General features: G+C 71.6%; 23 protein-coding genes. 12 read left to right on the forward strand and 11 right to left on the reverse strand.

What is annotated here, in order from left to right; all coding sequences use genetic code 11:
• Window positions 1-35: 35 nt before the first annotated feature.
• The gene (locus RS86_RS02795; RefSeq protein ID WP_045270689.1) at window positions 36-503 is read left to right on the forward strand and encodes a hemerythrin domain-containing protein; all 468 of its coding nucleotides are present in this window, start codon (window positions 36-38) and stop codon (window positions 501-503) included.
• A gap of 10 nt (window positions 504-513) precedes the next feature.
• Here the strand turns inward: RS86_RS02795 and RS86_RS02800 are convergent, their stop codons facing one another.
• Together RS86_RS02800 and RS86_RS02805 are read right to left on the reverse strand one after the other, a co-directional pair.
• Window positions 514-1,053 carry a putative immunity protein gene (locus tag RS86_RS02800; RefSeq protein WP_045270690.1) on the reverse strand — a complete coding sequence of 180 codons (540 nt, stop codon included), beginning with the start codon at window positions 1,051-1,053 and terminating at the stop codon, window positions 514-516.
• Entirely contained in the window at window positions 1,050-1,496 is a 447-nt protein-coding gene (locus RS86_RS02805) for a DUF6194 family protein (RefSeq protein WP_045270691.1), read from the reverse strand. The genes RS86_RS02800 and RS86_RS02805 overlap by 4 nt, the downstream gene beginning before the upstream one ends.
• A 51-nt stretch (window positions 1,497-1,547) precedes the next feature.
• Here RS86_RS02805 and RS86_RS02810 point away from each other — a divergent pair, with 51 nt between their 5' ends.
• The 3 genes from RS86_RS02810 to RS86_RS02820 all read left to right on the forward strand — a co-directional run bounded on the left by RS86_RS02810 (window position 1,548) and on the right by RS86_RS02820 (window position 3,924).
• Window positions 1,548-2,300 (forward strand): MerR family transcriptional regulator, encoded by a 753-nt coding sequence (locus RS86_RS02810; protein WP_045270692.1) that lies wholly within the window; start codon window positions 1,548-1,550, stop codon window positions 2,298-2,300.
• A 97-nt stretch (window positions 2,301-2,397) separates the two neighbouring features.
• Window positions 2,398-2,784, forward strand: a complete 387-nt coding sequence (locus RS86_RS02815; RefSeq protein ID WP_045270693.1) for a YciI family protein — start codon at window positions 2,398-2,400, stop codon at window positions 2,782-2,784.
• Window positions 2,785-2,868: 84 nt separating this feature from the next.
• Window positions 2,869-3,924: an RNA polymerase sigma factor gene (locus tag RS86_RS02820; RefSeq protein WP_045270694.1), complete on the forward strand. Its 1,056-nt coding sequence runs from the start codon at window positions 2,869-2,871 to the stop codon at window positions 3,922-3,924.
• A gap of 34 nt (window positions 3,925-3,958) precedes the next feature.
• Here the strand turns inward: RS86_RS02820 and RS86_RS02825 are convergent, their stop codons facing one another.
• The gene (locus RS86_RS02825) at window positions 3,959-4,825 is read right to left on the reverse strand and encodes a DUF4328 domain-containing protein (protein WP_152642049.1); all 867 of its coding nucleotides are present in this window, start codon (window positions 4,823-4,825) and stop codon (window positions 3,959-3,961) included.
• Between the two features lie 366 nt (window positions 4,826-5,191).
• Here RS86_RS02825 and RS86_RS02830 point away from each other — a divergent pair, with 366 nt between their 5' ends.
• The 3 genes from RS86_RS02830 (at window position 5,192) to RS86_RS02840 (ending at window position 7,154) form a co-directional block, all read left to right on the forward strand.
• A complete protein-coding gene (locus tag RS86_RS02830) occupies window positions 5,192-5,407 on the forward strand; it encodes an antitoxin MazE-like protein (RefSeq protein ID WP_235281568.1) in 216 nt (71 codons plus the stop codon).
• Entirely contained in the window at window positions 5,404-5,730 is a 327-nt protein-coding gene (locus tag RS86_RS02835; RefSeq protein WP_045270696.1) for a type II toxin-antitoxin system PemK/MazF family toxin, read from the forward strand. Before RS86_RS02830 ends, RS86_RS02835 begins: the two co-directional genes overlap by 4 nt.
• 116 nt (window positions 5,731-5,846) lie before the next feature.
• On the forward strand, window positions 5,847-7,154 hold the full coding sequence (locus RS86_RS02840; RefSeq protein ID WP_045270697.1) for a hypothetical protein: 1,308 nt from the start codon (window positions 5,847-5,849) through the stop codon (window positions 7,152-7,154).
• Window positions 7,155-7,170: 16 nt separating this feature from the next.
• On the opposite strand, the gene RS86_RS02845 is transcribed toward RS86_RS02840, so the two are convergent.
• The 3 genes from RS86_RS02845 to RS86_RS02855 form a co-directional block, all read right to left on the reverse strand.
• Window positions 7,171-7,383: an RNA-binding S4 domain-containing protein gene (locus tag RS86_RS02845; protein WP_045270727.1), complete on the reverse strand. Its 213-nt coding sequence runs from the start codon at window positions 7,381-7,383 to the stop codon at window positions 7,171-7,173.
• A complete protein-coding gene (locus RS86_RS02850) occupies window positions 7,380-7,787 on the reverse strand; it encodes a cupin domain-containing protein (RefSeq protein WP_045270698.1) in 408 nt (135 codons plus the stop codon). Before RS86_RS02850 ends, RS86_RS02845 begins: the two co-directional genes overlap by 4 nt.
• 174 nt (window positions 7,788-7,961) lie before the next feature.
• The gene (locus RS86_RS02855; protein WP_052680032.1) at window positions 7,962-9,275 is read right to left on the reverse strand and encodes a serine hydrolase domain-containing protein; all 1,314 of its coding nucleotides are present in this window, start codon (window positions 9,273-9,275) and stop codon (window positions 7,962-7,964) included.
• Between the two features lie 199 nt (window positions 9,276-9,474).
• On the opposite strand from RS86_RS02855, the gene RS86_RS02860 reads away from it, so the two are divergent.
• Entirely contained in the window at window positions 9,475-10,716 is a 1,242-nt protein-coding gene (locus RS86_RS02860) for a serine hydrolase domain-containing protein (protein ID WP_152642050.1), read from the forward strand.
• 1 nt (window position 10,717) lies between these two features.
• The gene (locus tag RS86_RS02865) at window positions 10,718-12,055 is read left to right on the forward strand and encodes a serine hydrolase domain-containing protein (protein ID WP_200892736.1); all 1,338 of its coding nucleotides are present in this window, start codon (window positions 10,718-10,720) and stop codon (window positions 12,053-12,055) included.
• Between the two features lie 48 nt (window positions 12,056-12,103).
• Here the strand turns inward: RS86_RS02865 and RS86_RS02870 are convergent, their stop codons facing one another.
• The 3 genes from RS86_RS02870 to RS86_RS02880 form a co-directional block, all read right to left on the reverse strand.
• The gene (locus tag RS86_RS02870) at window positions 12,104-12,769 is read right to left on the reverse strand and encodes a response regulator transcription factor (RefSeq protein ID WP_045270699.1); all 666 of its coding nucleotides are present in this window, start codon (window positions 12,767-12,769) and stop codon (window positions 12,104-12,106) included.
• On the reverse strand, window positions 12,760-14,523 hold the full coding sequence (locus tag RS86_RS02875; RefSeq protein WP_052680034.1) for a sensor histidine kinase: 1,764 nt from the start codon (window positions 14,521-14,523) through the stop codon (window positions 12,760-12,762). Before RS86_RS02875 ends, RS86_RS02870 begins: the two co-directional genes overlap by 10 nt.
• A 442-nt stretch (window positions 14,524-14,965) precedes the next feature.
• On the reverse strand, window positions 14,966-15,928 hold the full coding sequence (locus RS86_RS02880; protein WP_045270700.1) for a J domain-containing protein: 963 nt from the start codon (window positions 15,926-15,928) through the stop codon (window positions 14,966-14,968).
• A 105-nt stretch (window positions 15,929-16,033) separates the two neighbouring features.
• On the opposite strand from RS86_RS02880, the gene RS86_RS02885 reads away from it, so the two are divergent.
• Both RS86_RS02885 and RS86_RS02890 read left to right on the forward strand, forming a co-directional pair.
• Entirely contained in the window at window positions 16,034-16,573 is a 540-nt protein-coding gene (locus tag RS86_RS02885; RefSeq protein WP_045270701.1) for a VOC family protein, read from the forward strand.
• A 103-nt stretch (window positions 16,574-16,676) separates the two neighbouring features.
• Window positions 16,677-17,483: a 2-phosphosulfolactate phosphatase gene (locus RS86_RS02890; RefSeq protein WP_152642051.1), complete on the forward strand. Its 807-nt coding sequence runs from the start codon at window positions 16,677-16,679 to the stop codon at window positions 17,481-17,483.
• A 21-nt stretch (window positions 17,484-17,504) separates the two neighbouring features.
• On the opposite strand, the gene RS86_RS02895 is transcribed toward RS86_RS02890, so the two are convergent.
• On the reverse strand, window positions 17,505-18,155 hold the full coding sequence (locus RS86_RS02895; protein WP_045270703.1) for a GntR family transcriptional regulator: 651 nt from the start codon (window positions 18,153-18,155) through the stop codon (window positions 17,505-17,507).
• 78 nt (window positions 18,156-18,233) lie between these two features.
• Here RS86_RS02895 and RS86_RS02900 point away from each other — a divergent pair, with 78 nt between their 5' ends.
• Window positions 18,234-21,098, forward strand: coding sequence for an FAD-binding and (Fe-S)-binding domain-containing protein (locus tag RS86_RS02900; RefSeq protein ID WP_045270704.1), 2,865 nt, complete (start codon window positions 18,234-18,236; stop codon window positions 21,096-21,098).
• Window positions 21,099-21,141: 43 nt separating this feature from the next.
• Here RS86_RS02900 and RS86_RS02905 read toward each other — a convergent pair whose 3' ends face one another.
• A complete protein-coding gene (locus tag RS86_RS02905; RefSeq protein ID WP_045270705.1) occupies window positions 21,142-23,460 on the reverse strand; it encodes a hypothetical protein in 2,319 nt (772 codons plus the stop codon).
• Between the last annotated feature and the right edge of the window lie 77 nt (window positions 23,461-23,537).

The following is a 23,537-nucleotide window of genomic DNA, read 5'->3' on the forward strand; positions in this document are numbered from 1 at the left end:
CGTGACGATGCTCTCGTCCCACCCTTCGTTCTCGCGTGACTGAGCGCGAGACGACCAGGCTCATCGCCTGGAGCAACGAACTCCGTGAGGCGCACGCGCGGCTGCGCGAGGCCCTGCGCATCGTGCGCGACGGGGTGCACGCGGCGGATCCGCACACACCGGGTCGCGTCCTGCTGCTGCACTGCCGCGGGTTCTGCACCGCCCTCGACCAGCACCACCGGGGTGAGGACCGTGCCCTTTTCCCGGCGATCGAGGCCGCGCATCCCGAGTTGACTCCCGTGCTGCGCAGGCTCACGGAGGATCACGCGATGATCGACGTGCTGCTCACGGCGCTCGCCGCTGCGGCGACGAGCGGGGCTCCGCCGGACGACCTCGACCGTCACCTCGACGGGGTCGGAGCGATCATGGAGAACCACTTCGCGTTCGAGGAGCGGCAGCTGCTCGGCGTGCTGGAGGCGCTCGCGCTGGACGCCGATCCGCGAGAGGTGCTCGGCAGGCTCTGAGTCGTCCCGCTCAGGCCAGCGCTGCCTGGAGTGCCCGGATGATCGACCCGAGCTCTCCGGAGGCGAGCAGCCCCTGTCCGAGCGGGCCCGAGTCGTCCGTCCCTACCGCAGGGAGCAGGCACAGGGCTGTCGTCACCTCGTCGGACATCTGGCCGCGCTGCCAGGCGAGCTCCGCCGCGACCGCCGCCGACCGATCCTCGGCGGCGGCGCCGGCCGCGCGCGCGGCGTAGGCCGCGGCGCCCAGCGCGTGCGCTCCCATGTGCGCCACGCCGGCCGCCTGCGCGGCGGCGCGGGCCGCGGATACGGCCCCGGCGGAGGACACGGCGTGCGCCGCCCGGCCGGCGACGAACCGGCGACGGATCTCGCCCGCGGCGTCGAGCTCGCCGCGGGAGAACGCGCGCGCCCGGGCGATCGCGTCGCGGGGGCGATCATCGTCCGGCGCCTCCGCCTCGAAGAGCGGCAGCACATGGTCGGCGCAGGTCGCGGCCCATTCCGCGACGAGCCGCCTGTCCTCCTCGGACAACGTCTGCGCGGAGAGCGCCCGGGTCATCGCCCACCCCGATCCCGGCGCTCCGTACGGGCGCGTGCGGCCTCGTGCGCCTCCCGCAGCAGCGCGAGAACCAGCTCCGCGGTCCCGGATCCGGGATTCACCGCGCTCACCCACCCGGCGTCGCCGTACTGCGGGTGCCGCGCGAAGGCATCGCTCGCCGCCGGATCCTCGCCGAGCGGAAGCTGCGCGGCGCGCTCCCGGCCGACATGGATGTTGACCCGGAAGCGATCCGGTGCGTCCAGCGCGGAGGACCGGTCGTCGGGGTAGTCCTTCGTCACGATCGTGCCGTAGGGCTGGGTGCGCTCCGGCACGGCGCCGTCGGGGGCGTAGTAGAAGAACGCGTCGCCCCACGCGATCTCGGGAAAAGGGCCTCCGGGCTCCGGGGCGAGGACGAGGACGCCGTCGAACGTCCTGACGTGATCCACGATCTGCTGCATCTCCATCCCTCCATCGTGAGGTTGACGTGCTTATGTGGACCCATGCAGCAGAAAGGCATGGACTCATGGGAGGCGAGCGCCGCCAACCCTCCAGAGGGCTTTTCCACGGCGGACGTCGGACGACTGGCCGGCTACTCCACGCAGCAGGTGCGCGACCTCGAGCGTCTCGGGGTGCTCCCGCCCGCGCCGCGCGCCGCCAACGGTTACCGCCGCTACGACGCCCGCCACGTGATCGCGGCCCGTGCGTATCGCGCCCTTGCCGCCGCGATCGGTCCGGTCGCGGCGAGGACCGTCCTTCCGGCGCTCGCAGCCGGATCGGTCGACGACGCGGCCGCCCGCATCGACGAGCTGCATGCCGACCTGGCCCTCGAACGCCGCAGGGTGCACGAAGCGCTCCGCGGCCTCGACGCCGTGCTGGCGGAGGCAGGGGAGGAGTTCGACGACGGCGACGCGATGACGATCGGTGAGCTCGCCCAGGCCCTCGGCGTGCGGGCGTCCGCGCTCCGGCATTGGGAGCGCGAGGAGCTCGTCCGCACGACTCGATCCGAGGGCTCCGGCACCCGGATCTATGGCGCGCTCGCGGTGACCGAGGCGCGGATCGTCGCAGCTCTCCGTGCCGGCGGGTACGGGATCCCGGCGATCCGAAGCATCCTCCAGGAGGTGCGCGCGCACGGGGACCCCGGCGACGCGCAGCGTATCCTGCAGCAGCGGCTCGCGGACCTCACCCGCCGCAGCCTCGCGCTGCTCGCCGCATCGGGCCTGCTGCACGATCTCCTGGCGTCGATGCCGGCCGACACGCGCGGGGAGTGATCCCCGCCCTCCCGATCTGGGCCGTCGCGGAGGAGGATGTCGATCGGCGGATCCTTCGATCGTCACCATGATGTCGATACCTACGAAAGGACGGATCATGCGTTACACGCTTCTGCTGCAGTACCCCGAGATGAGCGCCGAGGACCTCGGACCGGAGGTGCTCGCCGAGGGCATGCGCGCCTTCGACGTCTATGCGAAGGCCCTGGACGAGGCGGGCGTGCTGCGCAGCGCCGAGGTGCTGCACCCGTCGACCGCCACCACGACCGTGCGCGTGCGCGACGGGCAGCCCGTCGTCCAGGACGGGCCGTTCGCCGACACCAAGGAGCAGCTCGGCGGCAGCTTCGTGATCGAGGTGGACGACCTCGACGCCGCGATCACCTGGGCCGCCAAGGCGCCGTCCGTCGAGTGGGGCGCGGTCGAGGTGCGCCCTGTCGCGACGCGCTTCGCGGACGGCGCGTGGCAGGGTGCTTCGCCGGTCCGGTAGACACGACCGGCGCGGGCGCCGATCGCCGCGCACTCGCCGCGACCCCCGGAGGACCCGCCGGATCCGAGAACGCCAGGAGGCGACATGAGCACGGCCGAGGAGGTTCGGACCGCCGCCGAGCGCGCGGTCCGAACCTCCTATGGCCGGCTCGTCGCGCTCCTCGCGGCCGGGACCGGAGACCTCGCGCTCGCCGAGGACTGCCTCGCCGATGCCCTCGAACGCGCCCTGCGCACCTGGCCCGATGCCGGCGTGCCGGACAACCCGGAAGGATGGCTGCTCACCGTGGCCCGCAACAGACTGCGCGACGTGTGGGGCTCCGCGGCACGCCGCACGAACGCCCCGCTCGACGACGCTCTGGGTGACGTCGATGCCGGCATGGACGTCACCGCCCTGGTGGAGCGCGCCGAGGCGATCCCGGATCGGCGATTGGAACTGCTGTTCGCGTGCGCGCACCCCGCGATCGATCAGAGCATCCGCACGCCGCTCATGCTGCAGGCCGTGCTCGGCTTCGACGCCGCCGAGGTGGCGCAGGCCTTCGACGTCGAGCCCGCGGCCATGGCGCAGCGCCTCGTGCGGGCCAAGCGCAAGATCCGCGACGCGGGGATCCCCTTCACCCTTCCCGTGCGCGCCGACATGCCCGCCCGCACGACCGCGGTGCTCGAGGCGATCTACGGCGCCTATGCGCTGGACTGGCTGGACCGGCACGACGATGTGCGCACCTCGCTCGCCGATGAGGCGCGCTGGCTCGCCGTGCTCACCGCGACCCTGCTCGACACGGATCCGGAGGCGTGGGGACTGGCGGCGCTGCTCACGCTCGCGCAGTCCAGGGCGCCCGCGCGCATCGGCGATCCCTGGCCCGCACTGGACGAGCAGGATCCGGCGCTGTGGGACCGCGAGCTCATCGCGGAGGGCGAGGCGCTGCTGCACCGCGCCGCGAAGCTCAGCGGCGTCGCCGGGGGAGGAGAGCCGGGGCGGTTCCAGCTCGAGGCGGCGATCCAGTCGGTGCACTGCGACCGGGCCCGCACCGGCGCGACGGATCGCGAGGCGCTGCTGCGCCTCTACCGCGGCCTCGTGCGGATCGCCCCGACGCGCGGGGCGCGAGACGCGCTCGCGGCGGTCGAAGGACGCGCTGTGGGCTAGGCGCGGCTGGTCGGAACGGGGCGGAGGCGCTCGTTCAGCGTCGCTTCGGGTCGATGGCGTCGGTGATGCGCGCGACGATGATCCAGGCGAAGACCGCCGCCCCGATCACGAGCAATTCGCTCAGCATGGAACCCGCCAGTGCACCGGTCAGCCCGGGGATGGACTTCGCCGTCGATGCGGCCTGACTCGCGATCGAGCCCACCAGATTGGACGCGAGCCACAGCGTCCACCAGGTGCCTCTCAACCCGCCGCTCAGCTCAGCGCGGGAGCTGCGTGCGAGGTCGGAGACGTTCTGGAACGGGAAGAACAGCGACACGACCGGGATGAACCACGACCCGACGTGCCAGCCCGGGCTGCGTCGCAGACCGGCCCGCGGAACGGACGCGGCGGCACGGTACTGCCAGACGACCCAGCAGACCGCGGCGGCGATCAGCACGCCCACGGAGATGAGGCTGAGGGAGAGAGAGCTCCCGTCGAACACGTTGAGCGCTTCCGCTCCGACCGATCCGCTGCTGTAAGCATCGAGCGTCATGATGCCCCATCCGTCGGTGAGCACGGTCACCAGGGACAGGGTCGCGTAGACCGCGATCAGGATCCGGGTCGCTGCGCCGATGCTGCGTAGGGGGCGGACAGCGGCCGGAGCCTGCAACCAGACGCCCGGATGCATTCCCGGGGCGCCGGGATACCCGGGCTGGGCAGCCTGGTACGTCGGGGCGCCGGGGTATGGGATCTGCGGGCCCGGTTGCATCACGGGGGCGGCGGGGTGCGGGGCCGTAGCACCAGGGGGCGCGTATCCGTCGGCGCCGTACGGCGCCGACGGCGGTGGCGGCGGAAAGGCGGGGGTACCGTACTGAGGCTCCGGCTCCGGCTGCGGGGCGGCGGGAGGCTGGGGGTCGCTCATAGGAGTCCTCGTGTTCGACGGCGATCGAGATCTTGCCGAACGCTATCAGTCGGCGGCCGTTCCGGGGACGCGGTCAGCGCACGGAACGCCGCGCGGCGCGCGGTCGCGAGGGCGGTGAGGGGGAGTGTCTTGTTCATGTCTCCAGCGTCCCCAGGCGCAGCGCTGCGGGGATCCACCGATCGGTCAGGGTCGAACACCGATCGGTCGGGCGAGGACGGTTCGGTCCGCACGGATCGCGGCGTCCGCTCGTTGTGCACTGATTGCGTGAAGCGTGGCCTCAGGGGAGCTTCGCTCGCGGACCATGGGGTCATGTCAGAGCGCACGCAGTCGAAGTCACCATTGCCCGGCACCCCGTTACATGTAACGATGAGCGACATGGGCGTCAATGAGCGGGTGGGTGAGTATCGGCGGCGAATGCGCGAGCGCGGTTTCCGTCCGATGCAGGTCTGGGTGCCCGATGTGCGCAGCGCCTCGTTCGCGGGGGAGGCGCATCGCCAGGCCGCGTTGATCGCCGGCGCGGCATCGGCGACCGAGGATCAGGCGTTCATCGAGGCCGTGTCGGTGGAGTGGGAAGACGAATGATCCGCGGCGAGCTCTGGACGGTCGCCGGCGGTGTGTACGCGTCGAAGCCTCGGCCGGCGCTGATCATCCAGGACGACCTGTTCGCCGCCACGGCGTCCGTGAGCGTGCTGCCGTTGACCGGTGCCTTGATCGATGCCCCGTTGCTGAGGGTTCGCATCCGCCCCGGCGAGCTCTCGGGCCTGACGAAGGAGAGCGACGTGATGATCGACAAGGCCACGACCGTGCGACGGCGGAACGTCGATGCGCGGATCGGGCGGCTGTCTGCCGATCAGCTCACGGAGGTCGAGCGGCTGCTGATGGTGTACCTCGGAATGGCGCGCTGAAGTCCTGCACCCGAGAGGCTGGGATCGTGCGCCCGCGAGGGACGGCGCAATAGTCTGCTCTCAGCTCATCCGCGCGGCGCCGCCCCGACCGAGCATCTCGACGAAAGGGACGCGTCATGACGAGCGATGAGGATCCGGCGGCGCGCATCGCGCGGCTCGAAACCGAGAACGAGGCGCTGCGCAGCAGTGCGGAACGGCGCTCCGGGGCATGGTGGCGCAGCGCCGGATCGGCGATCCTGATCGTGCTCGGACTCGTCCTCGGATCCGTCAGCGCCGTCACCGGCTACGTCAACGCGCTGCTCACCGACACGGATCAGTTCGTCGCGACGTTCGCGCCGCTCGCCGCGGATCCCGCCGTGCAGACGGTCCTGGTGAATGCGACGAACCAGCTGATCGACCGGCAGGTCGACATCCCCGCGCTCACGAGCGATGTGTTCGACGGCCTGCGCGCCCTGGACATGCCGCCCAAGGCCTCGGCGGCGCTGGGCCTGCTGGAGGCTCCGGTCGCCCAAGGGGCGCGGAACCTCGTGCACGGCATGGTCCAGAACGTGATCACCTCGCCCACGTTCGCGGACGTATGGAAGCAGGCGCTGAGCGTCTCGCACACGCAGGCGCTCGCTGTGCTGCAAGGCGCCCCCGATGCCGCGCTCGCCGCGGGCTCGGACGGAGGGCTGCGGCTGCAGCTGGGCCCGATCCTCGACGGCGTCCGCACCCGCCTGCTGGCCGAGGGCGTGACCTTCGCCCAGGCCATCCCCACGACGGATCAGACGATCGTGCTCGTCCACAACGCGTCGCTGGGCAAGGCCGTCGCCGTCTACGGGCTCGTGGTGACCGTCTCCACCTGGCTGCCGTGGATCGCGCTGGCCCTGCTGCTCGCCGGCGTGCTGGTGGCACGGCAGCGCCGACGCACGGTCCTGGCCGCCGGAGTCGCCGCGACCGTGATCATGGTGCTGATGCTGGCGGCGATCGCCGTCGGGCGTGCGGTCGGGATCGGCGCGCTCGCGTCCGGCGGATCCGTCATCACGCCGGCAGCCGCCGGATCCGTGTTCGACCAGATCACGGCGCCGCTCACGCAACGCATCCTCGCGCTCGGGCTGCTCGCCCTCGTGGTGGCGCTCGTCGCATGGGTCATCGGCACCTCCCGCTCTGCGCGGGCCGTGCGCCGCGCCGGAGACAGGGTCGCCGATGCCGTGCGCCCCGGTGTTCCTCGTACGTCGGCCGAGGTCGAGCCGACCGGGCCCGCCCGTCTCGGCGGCTGGATCGACCGCTCGCACCGGTGGATCCTCGCCGTGGTCGCGCTCGTCGCCGCAGCCGTCGTTCTGCTCGTGCACCCGCTTACGGCGTGGCTCGTGCTGTGGGTGCTGCTGGGCGCGCTGCTCGTCCTCGTCGCCGTGGAGCTGCTGCGCCGGCCCGTGCGGGACTGAGCCGACTGCCGGCGGGTCAGGGGCGGACGCGGACCGTACGTCCGTCGTACGTCACGAGGTCGCCGTCGACGAGCTGCCGTCCGCGGCGGCGGTCCACCTCGCCGTTCACGCGCACGTACCCGTCGATGATCGCCTCCTTGGCGTCGCCGCCGGAGTCGAGCAGTCCGGCGAACTTCAGGAACTGTCCGAGCCGGATGCTCTCGCCCCCGATGGAGATGTCGTCGCTCATGCGGTCCACGGGAACGTCCGCTCCTTGTCGAGTTCGCCATCGCGTCCGATCGCGGAGAGACTGTCGCCGCCCCCGCGCAGGCACAGCCACTTCAGCGGACGGTCGGCGTCGGCGGCGTTGTGCACAGCCCGCCAGGTCTCGGGCGCGACGCGCACCACGGTGCCCGCCTGCACGTCGACCACGTCGTCATCGAGCGCCATCTGCCCGCGCCCCTCGAGGAACACGTAGAGCTCCTCGAAGCGATCGTGCCGGTGCCAGAACGGCGAGCTCGCGCCGGGATCCGTCGCGTTCGCCGACATCCCGAGGTACCTCGCCGCCTCCCCGTCGACGAACCTCTTCCCTGTCCCCTCCGCGACACCCCAGGTGTCGATTCCGCCGATCTCGCTCACGTCGTAGCCACTCATGCCGCCACGCTATCCCAGCGGGCAGTGGGTGCGATCGACGCGGCAGGCGAGCCGACGCCCCCTCGCAGCATCCGCGCCCCCCTGTGGTGGCGTTGCTGCGAGGGGGCGCCGACGCTCAGAGGGGGCGTCGACGCCAGGAGTGGGCGGCCGAGCCGGGCGAACCAGCGAACGGGCCTACTTCTTCTGCGGCGCGAACGGGGTGCCGAGCTCCTGCGCGAGGGATTGGAAGATCCGGGTCGCGGGGGAGCTGCAGGGCAGATCCGTCGGGTTGTCGGTCAAGGTCCTGGCATCGCTCGGGCAGTCGCCCGAGGGGATGTCGCTGTTGACCATCGTGATGATCGTGGTGTCGTCCTTGGTGCTGTAGAACATCGAGGTGTTGTAGCCGGGCAGCTCGCCGGCGTGGCCGACCCAGCCGTTCTGGCAGCCCCAGCCGATGCCGTACCCGCCGTTGCCCGGCCCGTTGAATTCCCGGAACGACGTGAGCCGCTCGATCTGGTCCTTCGCCGGCACGAGCCCCGCGCCGGTCGCCTCCGCCCGTCCGAACTTCAGCAGGTCCGGTGCGCTCGAGATCAGCTCACCGGCGGTCCAGCCCCAGGAGGGGTTCCAGTTCGTCGTGTTCGCCGGGTTCTCCGGGGTGCCATGCCCGCCCTGCAGGGTGAATCCCTGCGCGTGCGGATCCGGGAACGCGGCGGATCCGGCCGGGAAGATCGTGTGCGTGAGGCCGAGCGGGGTGAGGATCTTCTCCGCCAGCACGTCCTGGTAGCTCTTGCCCGTCACCTTCTCGATCACGAATCCCAGCAGGATCGTGTTGGTGTTCGAGTAGTCGAACGCGGTTCCTGGCGCGAAGTCCTGCGGCTTCAGACCCAGGCCGGCCTTGAGCAGCTCTTCGGGCTTCCACACCCGGTCGGGCTCGGAGAAGAAGATCTTCTGCCAGGCGGGATCCTTCGTGTAGCTCGTCACCGAGCTGCTCATGTCCGCGAGCATGCGGATCGTGACCTCGTCGCCGCGCGGCACGCCGTCCACGTACTTCGAGATCTTGTCGTCGAGGCTCAGCTTGCCCTCGGCCGCGAGCTGCAGGGTCAGGGTTCCGGTGAAGGGCTTCGTGATGGATCCGACGCGCTGGTAGATGTCGGTCGTCATCGGGGCGCCGGTGGATGGATCCGCCACGCCGTAGGCCTTGAAGAACAGCCCCTTCGGCGACTGCACGGCCACGATCGCGCCCTTCGCCGATGTCTGGGCGAAGGCGGCCTGCGCGGTCTTGTCGATGGTCGCGGTCAGGTCGTCGGGAAGTGCCGAGGTCGGCAGATCCGCGGTTCGCGTCACGACGGCCGAGGGGTCGGCGACGCACGTCGAGACCGCGGGCACCGCGGATGACGGGGTTCCGGTGCCCGTCGAGGTGGGGCCGGTCGAGGGTTGCGCCGAGCAGCCGGCGAGGACGAGCAGGGCGGCCGCGAGCGCGATCGGCCTCGCGAGACGAGCGGTGACCATGGCGGAGCTCCTTCAGGCGGATCAGTCCTTCCCCATAGGAGACTCTGGCACCCGCGGAGTCCGGGAGGAATAGACGTAGGCCCATTCCGGCCCGCGCCCGGCCCCGGGAGACTGGTGAGCGCATGGGGATGCTCGAGGGGGGATCGGGGGTCGGATCCGCACATGCGGTGTTCCGGGGTGTGCGACGAGGAGGCTCGCGATGATGGCGGAGACCGGGGTGCGACGGGGCGCGGCGGCAGCCGCCCTCCTGGCGATCGGACTGATCGTGTCGGGATGTGCGAGCGGCGGCGCTTCGGGAGCCGCCGCGTCTCCGTCCGCATCGGCGGGCACCGCGGCCACGGGCCTCGTGACCACGGACGCCGGCGCCCTGCGCGCGCAGTTCGATGCGCTCGCGACCGAGCTCGGCGTGCCGGGCGCGGCCATGCTCGTGCGCACGCCGCAGGGCGAGGTCACGGCGACCTACGGCGTGACCCAGCTGCGCGGTTCCACGCCCGTCTCCCTGGACGACCACTTCCGGATCGGATCCAACACGAAGACGATGACCGGAACCGTCGTCCTGCAGCTCGTGCAGGAGGGGAGGATCGCGCTCACCGACAAGGTCGCGAAGTACCGCCCTGACGTGCCGAACGGCGGCAGCATCACGATCGAGCAGCTGCTCACGATGCGCAGCGGACTGGCGAACTACACGACGACGCTCGAGCTCAACCGGGCGCTGGACACGCAGCCGCAGCGCGCCTGGAACCCGGAGGAGCTCGTGGCCATGGGCCTCGCCGAGCCGCCGACCTTCGCCCCCGGCGACGGCTGGAACTACTCCAACACCAACACCGTGCTGCTCGGCCTCATCGCGGAGCAGCTCGAGCACAAGCCGCTCGCGCAGATCTTCCGGGAGCGGCTGTTCGAGCCGCTCGGCCTGCGCGAGACGTCGTACCCCGACATCGCGGACGCCTCGCTGCCGGAGCCCTACTCGCATGGCTACATGTACTCGACGAACGTCGACACCATGGAGTCGAACGTGCTGCCGCCCGATCAGCTCGCCCAGGCGACGGCCGGCACGTTGCTGCCGAGCGACTCCACGAACCTCAACCCGTCGTGGGCGGGCGCCGCCGGCGCCGGCATCTCGACGATCCGCGACCTCGCGCACTGGGTCGAGGCGCTCGGATCCGGCGCCCTGCTCGGACCGACCCTGCAGAAGGAGCGCCTCGCGAGCGTGCAGCCGGTCCCGGTCCCGCTGCCCGACCCGAAGTACGGCTGGGGGATCGCGAAGATCGGCCCGCTCTACGGTCACACCGGGGAACTGCCCGGCTACAACTCGTTCATGGGGTACGACCCCGTGCAGAAGGTGACGATCGTCGTCTGGACGAACCTCGCCCCCGCCGCCGACGGGCGCCCGCCTGCCGCCACGATCGCCACCTCGCTCATGAAGAGCATCTACGGAGGTTGAGATGATGCCGTCCCCCCGCCGCGCTCCGCGCGATTCCCGCCGCACAGGGCGCGACCTGCGCCGCGCCCTGGCGCTCGCCGCCGTCGCCGGAGCGCTCGTCCTGGCCGGCTGCTCCGGTCCCTCCACCGCGTCGTCGCGCACGCCCTCGCCGTCAGCGACCCCGACCACCACGGCGGCGGCCGCGTGCGTCGCGGATCCGGCCAAGACCATCACCGCGAAGCCCGGCGCGAAGACGATGTCCGCGTTGTCCGCGGAGACGGTCGCCACGCTCGACGCCGCCGCGGCCAAGGCATTCGCCCTGGGCGCTTCTCCGGGCGCGGTCGTCGGCGTGCGCACGCCCGAGGGCACCTGGACGAAGGCCTACGGATCCGCGGATCCGGCCGCGGGCACCCCGATGCAGGTGGGCATGCACACCCGCATCGCGTCGCTCACCAAGATGTACACCGCGACGATCGTGCTGCAGCTGGCCCATGAGGGCAAGCTCGCGCTCGCCGACACCATCGCGAAGTACGTGGACGGGATCCCGAACGGTGACAAGATCACGCTCACCCAACTGGCCGACATGACCAGCGGCGTCGCGAGCTACACGATGAACGAGAAGCTCCTGCAGAAGTACTTCGCGGATCCGACCGCGGTCTACACGCCGGAGGAGGTCATCGAGGCGGGCGCCGCCGTGTCGCCCCTGTTCCCGCCGGGGGAGAGCTTCGCGTACTCGAACACGAACACGGTTCTGCTCGGGAAGGTGATCGAGAAGGTCACGGGCCAGGACATCGGCCAGGTCATGCAGGAGCGGATCTTCGACCCGCTGCACCTGACGAACACGTCGTGGCCCGGCACTTCTGCCGCGCTGCCCGAGCCGTACGCGCACGGCTACACGCTGAACGGCAACACCGCGACCCCTGACGCGCCGACCGACTCCACGGACTGGAACCCGTCGTGGAGCTTCACCGCCGGCGAGATCATCTCCGACATCGACGATCTGCTGACGATGGGCCGCGCCCTCGGCACCGGACAGGGGCTGGTCGACGCGAAGACGCAGGCCCTGCGGCTGACGTCGTTCTCGCCGATCGGCTACGGCTTCGGGCTGAGCTGCTCGCAGGGGTGGGTCGGGCACACCGGCGACCTCTCCGGCTACAACACCTCGCTCTTCTACGACACGGCGACGGACACCACGGTCGCGGTGCAGACCAACAGCGACATCGCGTCGGGCGGGTGCACGACATCCCCCACGCTCACCGACGATCCGGGCGACGCGATCTGTCAGACGCCCGCGGTGCGCCTCCTCGTCGCCCTCACCGCAGAGCTGGGGACGGCGTACACGCCGCCGCCGCGGAAGTAGGGCATCGGCGGGTGCGGACCCCGCTCCCGGGCCGGTCCATGCGTCGGTTCAGCGGTACTCCTCCGCCACGGACGCCAGGAAGCGCAGGACCGCGAGCACCCTGCGGTGGTCTTCCCCGTCGACGGCAAGCCCCAGGGCGGTGTAGATGTGCGAGGTGTGCTGCACGACCGCCTTCTCGGAGAGGAACAGCTCCGTCGCGATCCGCGCATTGCTGCGCCCCTCCGCCATGAGCGAGAGCACCTCGAGCTGGCGCGGGGTGAGCGATCCGACCGCCCCGCTCGCGCGGCTCGCGCGCGTGACCAGCACGGCGACGACCTCGGGATCCAGGGCCGTGCCGCCGGCGGCGACGCGGCGCAGGTCCGCGGTGAACGTGGTGACGTCGGCGATGCGCTGCTTGAGCAGATAGCCGAAGCCGCCGCCGTTCTGATCGAGCAGCTCGGTCGCGTAGCGGCGCTGCACGTACTGCGAGAGCACGACGACCGGGATCCCGGGATGCGTCTCGCGGATCCGGAGCGCGGCGATCAGCCCCTCGTCGGTGTGGGTCGGAGGCATCCTGATGTCGGTGATGACCAGCTCAGGCTCGAGCAGATCCACCTGCTCGAGCAGAGCCTCGGCGTCGCCGATGGCCGCCACGACCTCGAAACCGTCCTGTGCGAGCAGATGCCGCAGGCCCTCGCGCAGCAGCACCTCGTCCTCGCCGATGATCACGCGCATGGCAGCTCCACCCTCACCTCGGTGCCGTGTCCCGGATCCGATCTCATCCGCAGGCTTCCGCCCAGGGCGTCGACGCGGTCGAGCAGGCCGTGCAGGCCCGCACCGCGGTCGACACTCGCCCCGCGGTCGAGACTCGCCCCGCCCACCCCGTTGTCGCGGACGACGATGTGCAGCCGTCCCGCCTCGGCGTGCAGGGTGACGCGCACCCAGGACGCCTTCGAGTGCTTGACGGTGTTCGTCAGGGCCTCGGCGATGATGAAGTACGCGGTGTGGGCCGTGGTGGACGAGATCGCCGCATCCTCGACGTCGGTCTCGAGGGATGCCGGGATCGCCAGCCGATCGACGAGGTCCTCCGCGGCGGCGGTGAGCCCGCGTTCGGTGAGCGTGACCGGCAGCACATTGTGCACGAGGCGGCGGAGGTCAGCCGCGGCCTCGTCGATGCCGTGCCGCAGTCGCGCCGAGGCCTCGCTGGTGTCCGCGCTCGCGTCGGGCGCGTTGGCGATGGTCTGCGCGGCGAGGGCCAGCAGCACGAGTTGCACCTGGATGCCGTCGTGCAGGTCCTGCGCGATGCGCGAGCGCTCCCGGTCGGCGGTCTCGACGAGGCGGATCCGCGACTGCGTGAGCGCGTCGTTGCTCGCGAGCAGCTCTGCGGTGAGGCGCTCGCGGTCGATCGCGATCGCGAGGACGTCGCCCGCGCGCCGCACCGGCGCCGGATCCGCGGTCATCCGGGTGTCATAGACGATCGCGCCCACGAGTCGTGAGTCGACGCGGATCTCGCACCAGCCGCGGTCGGGTCCGCGCTGGGCGGGGTCGACCGGTCCGCCGCTCTCGTCGACGTACTCGTCGCGCTCCGGCGACCAGTAGACGACCCGCAGCGAGTCGTCGCCCAGCGTGCCGGCCAGCGCGCGGGCGACGGCAGGACCGCCGGCGCCGGTGATGCCGAGCCAGGCGCTCAGCGGCTCCAGTGCTCCGGTGCGGCGGAATCCGCCGAGCAGCACCCCGATCAGGAACGCGACGGGGATGGCCGCGGAGACGATGAGCTGGGTCACCCCGCCGAGCGACGGATCCCACCCGAGCGCGCCGACGATCGTGGGCGCGAAGGCGAGCAGCAGCACGGCGACGATCCCGTAGCCGAACAGGGGCAGCAGCACGCGCCGGTGGCCGGGATCGGCGACGACGAGACGGCGGACCAGCACGATCGCGGTGAGCACCATGACGGTGATCCCGAGGGTCTTCTGCACCGCGGCGACCGCCGGGATGGCACCCGGGGTCGTCCCGGAGAGCACGACGAGGACGAGCTGGGACACGGGGCAGGCCACCCAGCCCAGCACGACGGTGGTGATCGAAAGTCGGCCGCGCAGGCGCCCGGACGGGAACGCGTGCAGCAGATGCATGGTCATCGCAAGCGGGCTCGTCGCGAAGATCGCGCTCAGCACCGAGAGCGCGTCGACCCCGAGGTTCACGAGCCCGGCGAGGAACAGGGCGATCCCGCCGACCACGAGCAGCAGGCCCGTGTTGTTGTGCGGGCGACGCCACCACGCGAGCAGGCCCGCGGCGACCCAGATCCAGAAGACGCCGGTGAACAGCGCGACGACCCAGAGGGTGTCGGGAGTGCGCAGCCCGATCCCGAGCTCGACCACGCCCAGCAGGAGCGCGAACGCCGCGATCATGACGAGCGCGGTGGGCAGCGGGCGCTCCGAGCCGCGGCGCGGACGCGCGGCGGAAGACAGGTCGACGGTTCCCGGATCCGCCATCGCCTCTCCTCTTCGCCCCTCGCGACGCTTCGCCCCTCGCGACGCTTCGCTCTTCGCGATGCGCACACCCCATGATGTCGCGCCGCAGGGACGGTGACCATGGGCTTGAGTCCCGTGCCGGGGGCGGTGCTCCGGCTTTGCCCGCGGGGATCCTGCTGTGTGGGGCTGCTGTGGGGGCTCGCGCAACGTCGAGGCCCCCTCGCAGGGTCCGCGCCCCCTCGTAGGGTTGCTTCTCAGAGGGGGTGCGGGTCGCCAGAGGGGGCGCGGACGTAGGGGGAACGGATCCGGCCGGCGCTCGCCGCCAAGTATCAACGCCCCCTCGCGGTGTCGGGGCCCCCTCGCAGAGTCGCTTCTGAGAGGGGGCGTGGGTCGCCAGAGGGGGCGCCGACGCCAAGCCCGCGCAGCAACCAAGCCCGCCCCGCAACCAGGCAGCACGCCGTGCTCAGGCGAAGCGGACGATCTGCTGGATCCGGGTTCGCACATCGAACAGCTCGGTGCCGCCGATCGTCCGGGATCCGGGCACGCCGGACCGCAGCAGCGTGCGGAGGGTGCTGCGGCGCGCGACCACCACGGTCGTGCCGCGGATCGCGCCGAGGGGCGTGGCCGCCTGCGCCAGGTCGTCGTCGGGGAGCACCAGGATCGCCCCGCCGAAGCGCACCCGCGCCGAGCGTGCGACCGTGCGCACCTGCGTCACCAGCGCCGTGATCGGGGCGCGGGGCCCGGCACCGGAGCTGATGACCTCACCGCCGCGGAAGCGCGCGATCTCGCCGAAGTCGGCCGACATCACGCCGTACAGCCCGGACGGCCCGAGCACGATGTGGTCGAGCGTGTCGGGGGGCGCCGGGACCGAAGCGCCGCCGAGGGCGGCAGGAGCGCCGAAGCCGGCCGGCGTGCCAGGCACTGCCACGTCGTGCCAGGCGGTGAAGCCCATGCCCAGATCGGCGACGGAGCGGGCGGTGTGCTCCTCGGCGAGGGCGTGCGCGAGGACTCGCCGCAGCTCGCGGGGAATCGTGCGCACGAACGCGGGGTCGTATGGATCCGGCACGTCCGATCCGGCCCACGCGTGCACCTGCGCGACGTAGTGACGCCGCCGGCTCGCGCCGGCCTCGCCGTAGGCCTTCGCACGCGGGCGGGTATCGGTGCGTGCGGCCGGCGCTCGCCAGCCGTCCCACGCGACCTCGTCATCGGAGAACCCGTGCCCGCGGTCGTAGACGGCGCGGAGCTCTGGTGTGCCGACGAGCTCCCAGGCGCGCTGCACCTGGATGAACACGGTCGCATCGCCGCCCGTATCGGGGTGCGTGCGGCGCAGCTGCAGCCGGTAGGCGCGGCGCAGCTCCTCGTCGTCGATGGTCGCGACGACGCCGAGCACCTCGTACGCGGACGCGGAGAGCGGGCTGTCGAACATCGCCCTCCTCGGGTGGTCTGCGGCGGCGGAACAGCGCAGTACAGGCTATCCGGTCCGATGTCGGAGGCCGCTCGTAGGCTCGGGATGACGACGAGAGGATCCCCCATGGCGATGATCGACCCCGCTACTCCGACCGGCTACACGACCGTCGCGCCCTGGGTGGTGACCGACGACACCGGCGCTCTGCTCGACTTCATCGCGGGCGCCTTCGAGGGCGAGGAGCTCGCCCGGGTGCAGACCGCGGACGGCTCGATCGGCCACGGTGAGATCCGTGTCGGTGACACCGTGGTACTGGCCTTCGACCGGCGCCAGGACTGGCCGGCGATGCCGAGCCTGCTGCGCGTCTGGGTGGCCGACGCCGATGCCGCCTTCGCGCGAGCGCTGGACCGCGGCGCGACGGTCGTGACCGAACTCGGCGACAACGCCTTCGGTCAGCGCGGCGGGCGTGTGAAGGATCCGTTCGGCAACATCTGGTGGGTGACGGCCCAGGTCGAGGACGTGCCGGAGGATGTCATGTGGCAGCGCCTGCAGGAGCCGCGTTACGCCGAGAACATGCGGTACGCGCAGGAATCGCTCGACGCGGCGCTGACAGGGGCCGCATCGAACTGGAGCAGCGCGCCGCTGCGTTCCGACGACGCCCGCTGAACACGGCACCGCGCGGGCAGGCGGGCCGGGTCGAGCGCAGGGGCCGCACGTCCGGTTGGGCCGCACGGCCGATCCGGACGCCCCAGCCGGGTACCATTCCCGGGTGAGATCCCCGATGAGTCCCGACCATCCGCTGCAGCAGGACTACGAGGTGCGCTTCGACTGGGCGCGCGAGGGCCTGCGCTCGATCGCGCAGGGGGCGGGCGTCATCGTCGTGATCGACGCGATCTCGTTCACGACGACCGTGGAGCGGGCCGTGACCGAGGGCCTCGAGGTGCAGCCGTTCCCTGGCACGCGCGTCGAGGCCGAGCGGATCTCCGCCGAGCACGGCTTCGGCGAGGCTCTTCTTGCGGGACCGCGCGGAGGGCCGGGGGTGACCTTGTCGCCGTCGAGCCTGACCGCCGAGAACGTCGCGGCCTTCGGCGCGACCAGGGCCGTGGTGCCGTCGTTCAACGGATCCCGGCTGTCCGCTGCCGCCGCGCGATTCGGCGTGCCGGTCCTCGCCGCGTCGTTGCGGAACCGCTCCGCCGTCGCGCAGTGGATCCTCCACCACCAGCACGCTGTCGGACACCGCGTGAAGGTCGCTGTGGTCGCGGGCGGCGAGGTGCGCGACGACGAGACCGTGCGGTTCTCCGTCGAGGACCTGCTCGCCGCGGGCGCTGTCATCGACGCCCTCGGCGCGCTCGGCATCGACGCCTGCTCGCCCGAAGCCGCCGCGGCCTGCGCCGCCTACACGGGCCTTGCCCGGGCGACCCGGCACCTGTTCACGGCATCGTCGAGCGGTGTGGAACTGCGTGAAGAGGGGCAGGGCGCGGACGTCGAGCTCGCCGCCCAGACCGACGTGTCCTCGACCGTGCCGGTGCTCGTGGACGGCGTGTACCGGGTGGCGGATCCAGGCACCCGCAGCTGACGAACCGGCGGGCCCGGCCCGTCAGGCGCTCAGTGCGTCCACCAGCCGCTCCTCGGCGGAGCCGAGGTGCTCGTGCAGGAGCCGAGAGGCGAGATCTCCGCCATGGTTGCGCACGGCGTCCAGGATCGCGCGGTGCTGCGCCGCGATGTCATGGGCGTCGAGCAGGCGGCGGTCCTGCACCTGGGCCATGCAGAGGCGCGTCTCATCCAGCAGGGTGCGGTACATGCGGGAGGTGCGTTCGCTCTCGATCCCATCGATGAGCGCGGTGTGGAAGCGGATGTCCGGATCGACGGTCGCGGCATCCGGTCCCGGGGGCAGCGCGCTGATCTCGTCGTTCGCGGCGACGGCTGCCGCGGGGATGCGCGCGTCGACCGCAAGCTCTCGCAGCGCCATGCTCTCCATGCGCGCGCGGGTGCGATAGACGTCGCGCACCATGCGCGCGTCGATCGCGGCCACACGGGCACTGCGGTGCGCGGTCCGCACGAGCAGTCCGCTCGCGACGAGCTGCTCGATGGCCGCTTTGGCGCTCGGGCGGGCGATGCCGAACTCCGCGGCCACCCAGGCCTCGGTGACCGCGGCGTCGCCGGCGAGCGTCCCGTCCAGGATCCGTGCGCGCAGCACCCGACTCGTCGCTTCGACGACGCCGACGATGTCCAGGGCGCTGTTGATCATGGCAACAGCGTAGAAGATGTGAACACGATCGGTATGCTTGTCTGACAATCTTGATCGCGCTGTCGCGAGGAGTTCCGCATGTCCGCCACCCTGACCTCGCCGCTGGACGAGGCCGCCCTCGGCCCCGGTGTCCGGGTCGCCTCGCGCACGATCGACCGGTTCGCCCGGGCGCACGACGCCTCGCACTACCTGCTCGTGCCGGACGCGGTGCTCGTCCCTCAGGACGCGGCGTCCGTCGCGCGAGTGTTCGACGCCGTGCGCGCGGCGGGCCGCACCCTGACCTTCCGCTCCGGCGGCACGAGCCTCAGCGGGCAGGGCGTGACCGGCGACGTCATGGTCGACACGCGCTCGGCGTTCCGCGGCATCAGCGTGAGCGCCGACGGGAGTTCCGTCGCCGCTCAGCCCGGCGCGACCGTGCGTCAGGTGAACACGCGACTGGCGCGGTTCGGGCGCAAGCTCGGGCCGGATCCGGCGAGCGAGATCGCCTGCACGATCGGCGGCGTGGTCGCGGACAACTCGAGCGGTATGGCCTGCGGCATCGTCGAGAACTCCTACCGCACGATCGAGTCGATGCTGCTGGTGCTGCCGAGCGGCACGACCCTCGACACCGCGGCACCCGATGCCCTCGCTCAGCTGCGGGACCGGGAGCCCGAGATCGCCCAGGGGCTGCAGCACTTGTGCGATCGCCTCCGCGGCGACCCCGCGCTCAGCGCCGAGGTCGCGCGCCAGTTCTCGATGAAGAACACCATGGGTTACGGCATCAACTCCTTGCTCGATTTCGACGATCCGGTGCGGATCCTGGAGCACCTCGTGATCGGATCCGAGGGGACGCTCGCGTTCGTCGCAGAGGCGCGGTTCCGCACGATCCCGATCCAGCCCGCGATCTCGACCGGGCTGCTCGTGTTCGACACGCTGTCCGACGCGATGGCGGCGCTGCCCGGTCTGACCGCGCTCGGGCTCGCCACGATCGAGCTCATGGACGCGGCCTCGCTGCGCGTCGCGCAGGGGCTCAGCACGGTTCCCGACGCGATCGCCGGGATCGACGTGCAGGGGCACGCGGCGCTGCTCGTCGAGGTGCATGCCGCGGATGCCGACGCACTCGCCGAGGGCAAGGCGGCCACGCTCGCGCACGTCGCGTCCCTGCCGCTCACGACGCCGGCGCGGATGACCGAGGATCCGGCCGAGCGCGGCGAGCTCTGGACCGTCCGCAAGGGGCTGTACACCGCGGTCGCGGGAGCCCGCCCGTCGGGCACGACGGCGCTGCTCGAGGACATCGCGGTGCCGGTCGAGCGCCTGCTCGGCGTGTGCGAGGGGCTCACGGCGCTGTTCGAGAAGCACCACTACGAGGGGTGCGTGATCTTCGGGCACGCGAAGGACGGCAACGTGCACTTCCTCGTCAACGAGCGCTTCGACGATCCGGAGGCGCTGCGCCGCTACGAGGCCTTCACCGAGGACCTCGTCGAGCTCGTGCTCGCCCAGGGCGGGACGCTCAAGGCCGAGCACGGCACGGGCCGCATCATGGCGCCGTTCGTGCGGCGGCAGTACGGCGACGTGCTGACCGACATGATGTGGGAGATCAAGGGGCTCGTCGACCCGGACGGGATCCTCAACCCCGGCGTCGTGCTGTCGGATGACGCGAGTTCGTACCTCGCCGACCTCAAGCTCGTGCCGACGGTCGAGGGCGAGGTCGACCGCTGCGTCGAGTGCGGGTACTGCGAGCCGACCTGCCCCAGCAAGGACGTCACGCTCACCCCGCGGCAGCGCATCGTGCTGCGCCGCGACATGACGGCCGCGCTTCATCGCGGCGAGGTCGAGGTGGCCGCCGAGATCGCGCGGGACTACGACTACGACGCCGTGCAGACCTGCGCCGTCGACGGCATGTGCGGGGTCGCGTGTCCCGTCGACATCAACACGGGAGATCTCGTGCGCCGCCTGCGCGCCGAGGAGGCCGGCCGGCTCGAGCAGGGCGTGTGGAACGTCGCGGCGAAGGGCTGGGGCGCGATCACCCGTGGTGGCGGTCTGGCGCTGAACGTCGCCCAAGCGCTGCCGGCGCCCCTCGTGACGGGCGCGACCAAGGTCGCCCGAGCCGTGCTCGGCGCCGACACGGTGCCGCTGTACGACGCCCGCCTCCCCGGAGGGGGCACGCGCGCGCCGCAGGCCCAGAGCCCCGTCGATGCGCAGGCCGTGCTGTTCGGATCCTGTATCGGGACGATGTTCGGGCCCGAACCCCGGTCCCTGAGCGAGCGGAGCGAGACGAAGGGCGGCGAGGGTTCCAGGGAGGCCGTGCGGCTGCTGCTGGAGCGGGCCGGGATCTCGTACAGCGTGCCGCCGGATGCGGGCGGGCTCTGCTGCGGCACCCCGTGGAAGTCGAAGGGGCAGCTCGACGGCTACACCACGATGACCGAGCGCGTGCTGCCCGCACTGTGGCGGGCGAGCCACGAGGGCGCGCTGCCCGTGGTCTGCGATGCCGCATCGTGCACCGAGGGACTGCACGTCATGCTCGCGAAGGCCGTCGCGGAGCGCCCGGAGTACGCCGCACTGCGGATCGAGGATGCGACGACCTTCCTCGCACGGGAGGCGCTGCCGAAGCTGACCGTGCGGGAGCGCATCGGATCGGTCGCGGTGCACCCGACATGCTCGACGACGCAGCTCGGCGCGAACGACGCCCTGCGCGCGCTCGCCGCAGCCGTCGCCGATGAGGTGTACGTGCCCGAGGGATGGGGCTGCTGCGCCTTCGCGGGCGACCGCGGCATGCTGCACCCGGAGCTGACCGCGAGCGCGACCGCGGTCGAGGCGGCCGAGGTCGCCGCGGCCGCCGTCGACCACGGCGGCTTCGACGCCTACGTCTCGGCGAACCGCACGTGCGAGCTCGGCATGAGCCGCGCGACCGGTCAGCCGTACCGGCACGTGGTCGAGGTGCTCGAGGAGCTGACCAGGCTCTGATCCGGGCCGGGCGGCCCGGATCAGGCGTTCGGGTCGGATCCTGTCATGCGCCCAGCTGCGTGCCGCTGCAGTCGAGCCCACGATAGATGCGGGGCGCGCCGTCGAGCGTGAGGGCCACGGTCCCCGCGCCGGAGGCGAGGGCCGTCTCCTGTCCGATGCAGTCGATCCGGGTCACGCTCATGCCCGTGGCCGGAACGACGAGCGTCGTCTTGGTCGGCCACGGATCCAGCCAGAGCTCGGGCGCCGGGAAGGTGCTCCCCGCGGGGTCGTGATCGGCATTGAGGATGTAACCGTCCGCGCGGTTCCACAGCACCGCGAACCCGCCGTCCGGCGCGTCGAAGAGCAAGCCCTTGTTGTGGTCGTCGGCGAAGTCGAGCCAGCGGACGAAGGTGGCGCGGTCGAGCAGTCGTGCCGCGTTCGCGTAGGCGAGCAGGGACGGCTTCGCGCTGGTGTCGCGGTTCATCAGGCCGTAGTGGTATTCGGCGTCCGCGGGGTTCGCGACCTGCGGATTGCCGAGGACGCTGTCGTGGAACTGGTACCAGCACACGCAGCGGACGCCTTCCGCCTTCGCGAGGGCGAGGCTCAGGAACACGTTCTCCGCGGCATGCCGGTAGGTGTCGTACCACCAGGCGTTGGGCTTGGTGCAGGCGTACGCCTCCGTCATCCAGATCTCCTTCGGCCCGTACTGCGCGACGAGCGCCTTGAGCCGGCGGAGCCCGCCGAGGAAGTTCCAGTAGGTGCCGTTCGCGCCCGCATCCACGGGATCCTGCGGAACGTAGTCGGGCGTGAAGTTGCCCCGGCCAGGGTGGAACGCGATCCCGTCGATGAGGTCCCATCCGCCGGCCGCGTGGAAGTTCTGCACCCACGGCTCATCCATGCCTGCGAGCCCGTTGTTCAGGAGCTTGAGCGATGCCCCGGTGGCGACCACGCGATCGTGGACGGGGCGCAGCGCCTTGTCGACGTACGCCTGCGCGGCGGTCCCCGTGTTGAAGGGGCGGTTCAGCTCGTTGCCGACCTCGAAGTACTCGGCACCGGCCGCCACGGCGGTCGCGGTGTTGGCGGATGCCCAGGCCGTGGCCTCCGCAGCCGTCGCGGTCAGTGATGGCTGCAGCTCGATGTTGTGCGTCATCCCGCGAGTGTCGAACGCGGACGGCGGCAGGCCGGGGCCGCCGTCGTACGCGATCCGGACCCGGTCGACCCCGATGCTCTGCCAGAGGTCGAGCACGGCGGTCGCGGAGGGGACCTGCAGCCAGGGGTAGTTGGCCATCCCGAACATGCTGTCCGCGGTCGCGGGATGGTCGCGCGGCGGGATCGCGGCGAGGTTGGTGCGGGCGAAGGCCTCCGTCCCGCCGGAGACCGCCGCGACCTCGGTGACGATGAAACCGGAACCCGGCGCTGTCAGGGTGAAGCTGTGATCCAGCGTTCCCGAGGTGGGCACGACGACGGGCACCGTCTGGCTCGCGAGGACCGTGCCGTTGAAGTCGCGCGCCCACCACACCAGGTCGACCGCCCGGTCGGCCGCGGTGCCGTTCGCGACCTGCGCGGAGACCGTGAGCTGCTGCCCGGCGGAATCCCACAGCCCGAACGTCCGGTCCGTCCAGACCTCGATCCCGAGATCCTGCGCCGTGCCGATCGACGCGACCGCCGAGGGGCGCTTGTCGCTGAAGAAGAAGTCCGCCCGGCTCATGATGGTGCCATCGGACTGGAGTGCGCCGGGCGCGTGCACCCACGTCGAGTTCGTCCAGGACTGGCGGGAGCGATCGAGGATGAGCAGGCCGTGCAGCGCGCCCCAGGCCGAGGTGTGCGCGACGCCCACCGCGTCCTCGAAGGGGATTCCTCCGCCCGTGTCCCTCTTCCATTCGGTGAGGGCGACATAGCCGTCCGGCTCGGTCGCGGAGAGGATCGCGCGGCTGAACAGGAACCCGTCCGGGATGAAGGCGCCGGATCCCGAGGCGTGCCATTCGAGTCGCACGTGCCGGGTGCTGATCGAGAAAAGACCGTAGACCGCGATCGTGCCCGCCGCCGTGGGCATCGTGTAGTCCATCCGGATCGCGGGGGTGCCGTCGGCCAGCGCCACGAGCGCGGGGGTGCCGCCGGTGGACACCTGGATGCCGGTGGCGGTGTCCTTGGTCTGGAACTTGGAGCCCTGCATGCGGATCACGCCCGAGCCGTCCCTGATCGCGATGCGACCGCCGGGGCTGGCGACGATGCTCACGCCGTCCGCGCTGAGCGTCACGTCGCCTGCCGCAGCATTCGCCCGGATCGGACTCTGCGCCGCGACCAGCAGCGCTCCTGCCGCGAACGTCGCGCCGAGGAATCCTCGGCGGGTGAAGCCCGCGGTGCCTTCGTTCCCGTTCGTCATCCGGATCTCCCTTGATCGTGATAATGCGCATTAGCGTCAGAACGGTCCTCAGTCTGATCCCCCGCTCGCGTCGATGT

It is taken from the genome of Microbacterium azadirachtae, assembly GCF_000956505.1.
Lineage (GTDB): Bacteria > Actinomycetota > Actinomycetes > Actinomycetales > Microbacteriaceae > Microbacterium > Microbacterium azadirachtae_A.

Excerpts from the sequence above, each read along its gene's own strand:
- RS86_RS02880 (WP_045270700.1), bottom strand. The coding sequence starts at position 15,928 with ATGTTCGACAGCCCGCTCTCCGCGTCCGCGTACGAGGTGCTCGGCGTC.
- RS86_RS02875 (WP_052680034.1), bottom strand. The coding sequence starts at position 14,523 with ATGGCGGATCCGGGAACCGTCGACCTGTCTTCCGCCGCGCGTCCGCGC.
- RS86_RS02900 (WP_045270704.1), top strand. The coding sequence starts at position 18,234 with ATGTCCGCCACCCTGACCTCGCCGCTGGACGAGGCCGCCCTCGGCCCC.
- RS86_RS02830 (WP_235281568.1), top strand. The coding sequence starts at position 5,192 with ATGAGCGACATGGGCGTCAATGAGCGGGTGGGTGAGTATCGGCGGCGA.
- RS86_RS02820 (WP_045270694.1), top strand. The coding sequence starts at position 2,869 with ATGAGCACGGCCGAGGAGGTTCGGACCGCCGCCGAGCGCGCGGTCCGA.
- RS86_RS02870 (WP_045270699.1), bottom strand. The coding sequence starts at position 12,769 with ATGCGCGTGATCATCGGCGAGGACGAGGTGCTGCTGCGCGAGGGCCTG.
- RS86_RS02850 (WP_045270698.1), bottom strand. The coding sequence starts at position 7,787 with ATGAGTGGCTACGACGTGAGCGAGATCGGCGGAATCGACACCTGGGGT.
- RS86_RS02800 (WP_045270690.1), bottom strand. The coding sequence starts at position 1,053 with ATGACCCGGGCGCTCTCCGCGCAGACGTTGTCCGAGGAGGACAGGCGG.
- RS86_RS02835 (WP_045270696.1), top strand. The coding sequence starts at position 5,404 with ATGATCCGCGGCGAGCTCTGGACGGTCGCCGGCGGTGTGTACGCGTCG.
- RS86_RS02885 (WP_045270701.1), top strand. The coding sequence starts at position 16,034 with ATGGCGATGATCGACCCCGCTACTCCGACCGGCTACACGACCGTCGCG.
- RS86_RS02810 (WP_045270692.1), top strand. The coding sequence starts at position 1,548 with ATGGACTCATGGGAGGCGAGCGCCGCCAACCCTCCAGAGGGCTTTTCC.
- RS86_RS02855 (WP_052680032.1), bottom strand. The coding sequence starts at position 9,275 with ATGGTCACCGCTCGTCTCGCGAGGCCGATCGCGCTCGCGGCCGCCCTG.
- RS86_RS02815 (WP_045270693.1), top strand. The coding sequence starts at position 2,398 with ATGCGTTACACGCTTCTGCTGCAGTACCCCGAGATGAGCGCCGAGGAC.
- RS86_RS02895 (WP_045270703.1), bottom strand. The coding sequence starts at position 18,155 with ATGATCAACAGCGCCCTGGACATCGTCGGCGTCGTCGAAGCGACGAGT.
- RS86_RS02805 (WP_045270691.1), bottom strand. The coding sequence starts at position 1,496 with ATGGAGATGCAGCAGATCGTGGATCACGTCAGGACGTTCGACGGCGTC.
- RS86_RS02845 (WP_045270727.1), bottom strand. The coding sequence starts at position 7,383 with ATGAGCGACGACATCTCCATCGGGGGCGAGAGCATCCGGCTCGGACAG.
- RS86_RS02825 (WP_152642049.1), bottom strand. The coding sequence starts at position 4,825 with ATGAGCGACCCCCAGCCTCCCGCCGCCCCGCAGCCGGAGCCGGAGCCT.
- RS86_RS02840 (WP_045270697.1), top strand. The coding sequence starts at position 5,847 with ATGACGAGCGATGAGGATCCGGCGGCGCGCATCGCGCGGCTCGAAACC.
- RS86_RS02905 (WP_045270705.1), bottom strand. The coding sequence starts at position 23,460 with ATGACGAACGGGAACGAAGGCACCGCGGGCTTCACCCGCCGAGGATTC.
- RS86_RS02865 (WP_200892736.1), top strand. The coding sequence starts at position 10,718 with ATGATGCCGTCCCCCCGCCGCGCTCCGCGCGATTCCCGCCGCACAGGG.
- RS86_RS02860 (WP_152642050.1), top strand. The coding sequence starts at position 9,475 with ATGATGGCGGAGACCGGGGTGCGACGGGGCGCGGCGGCAGCCGCCCTC.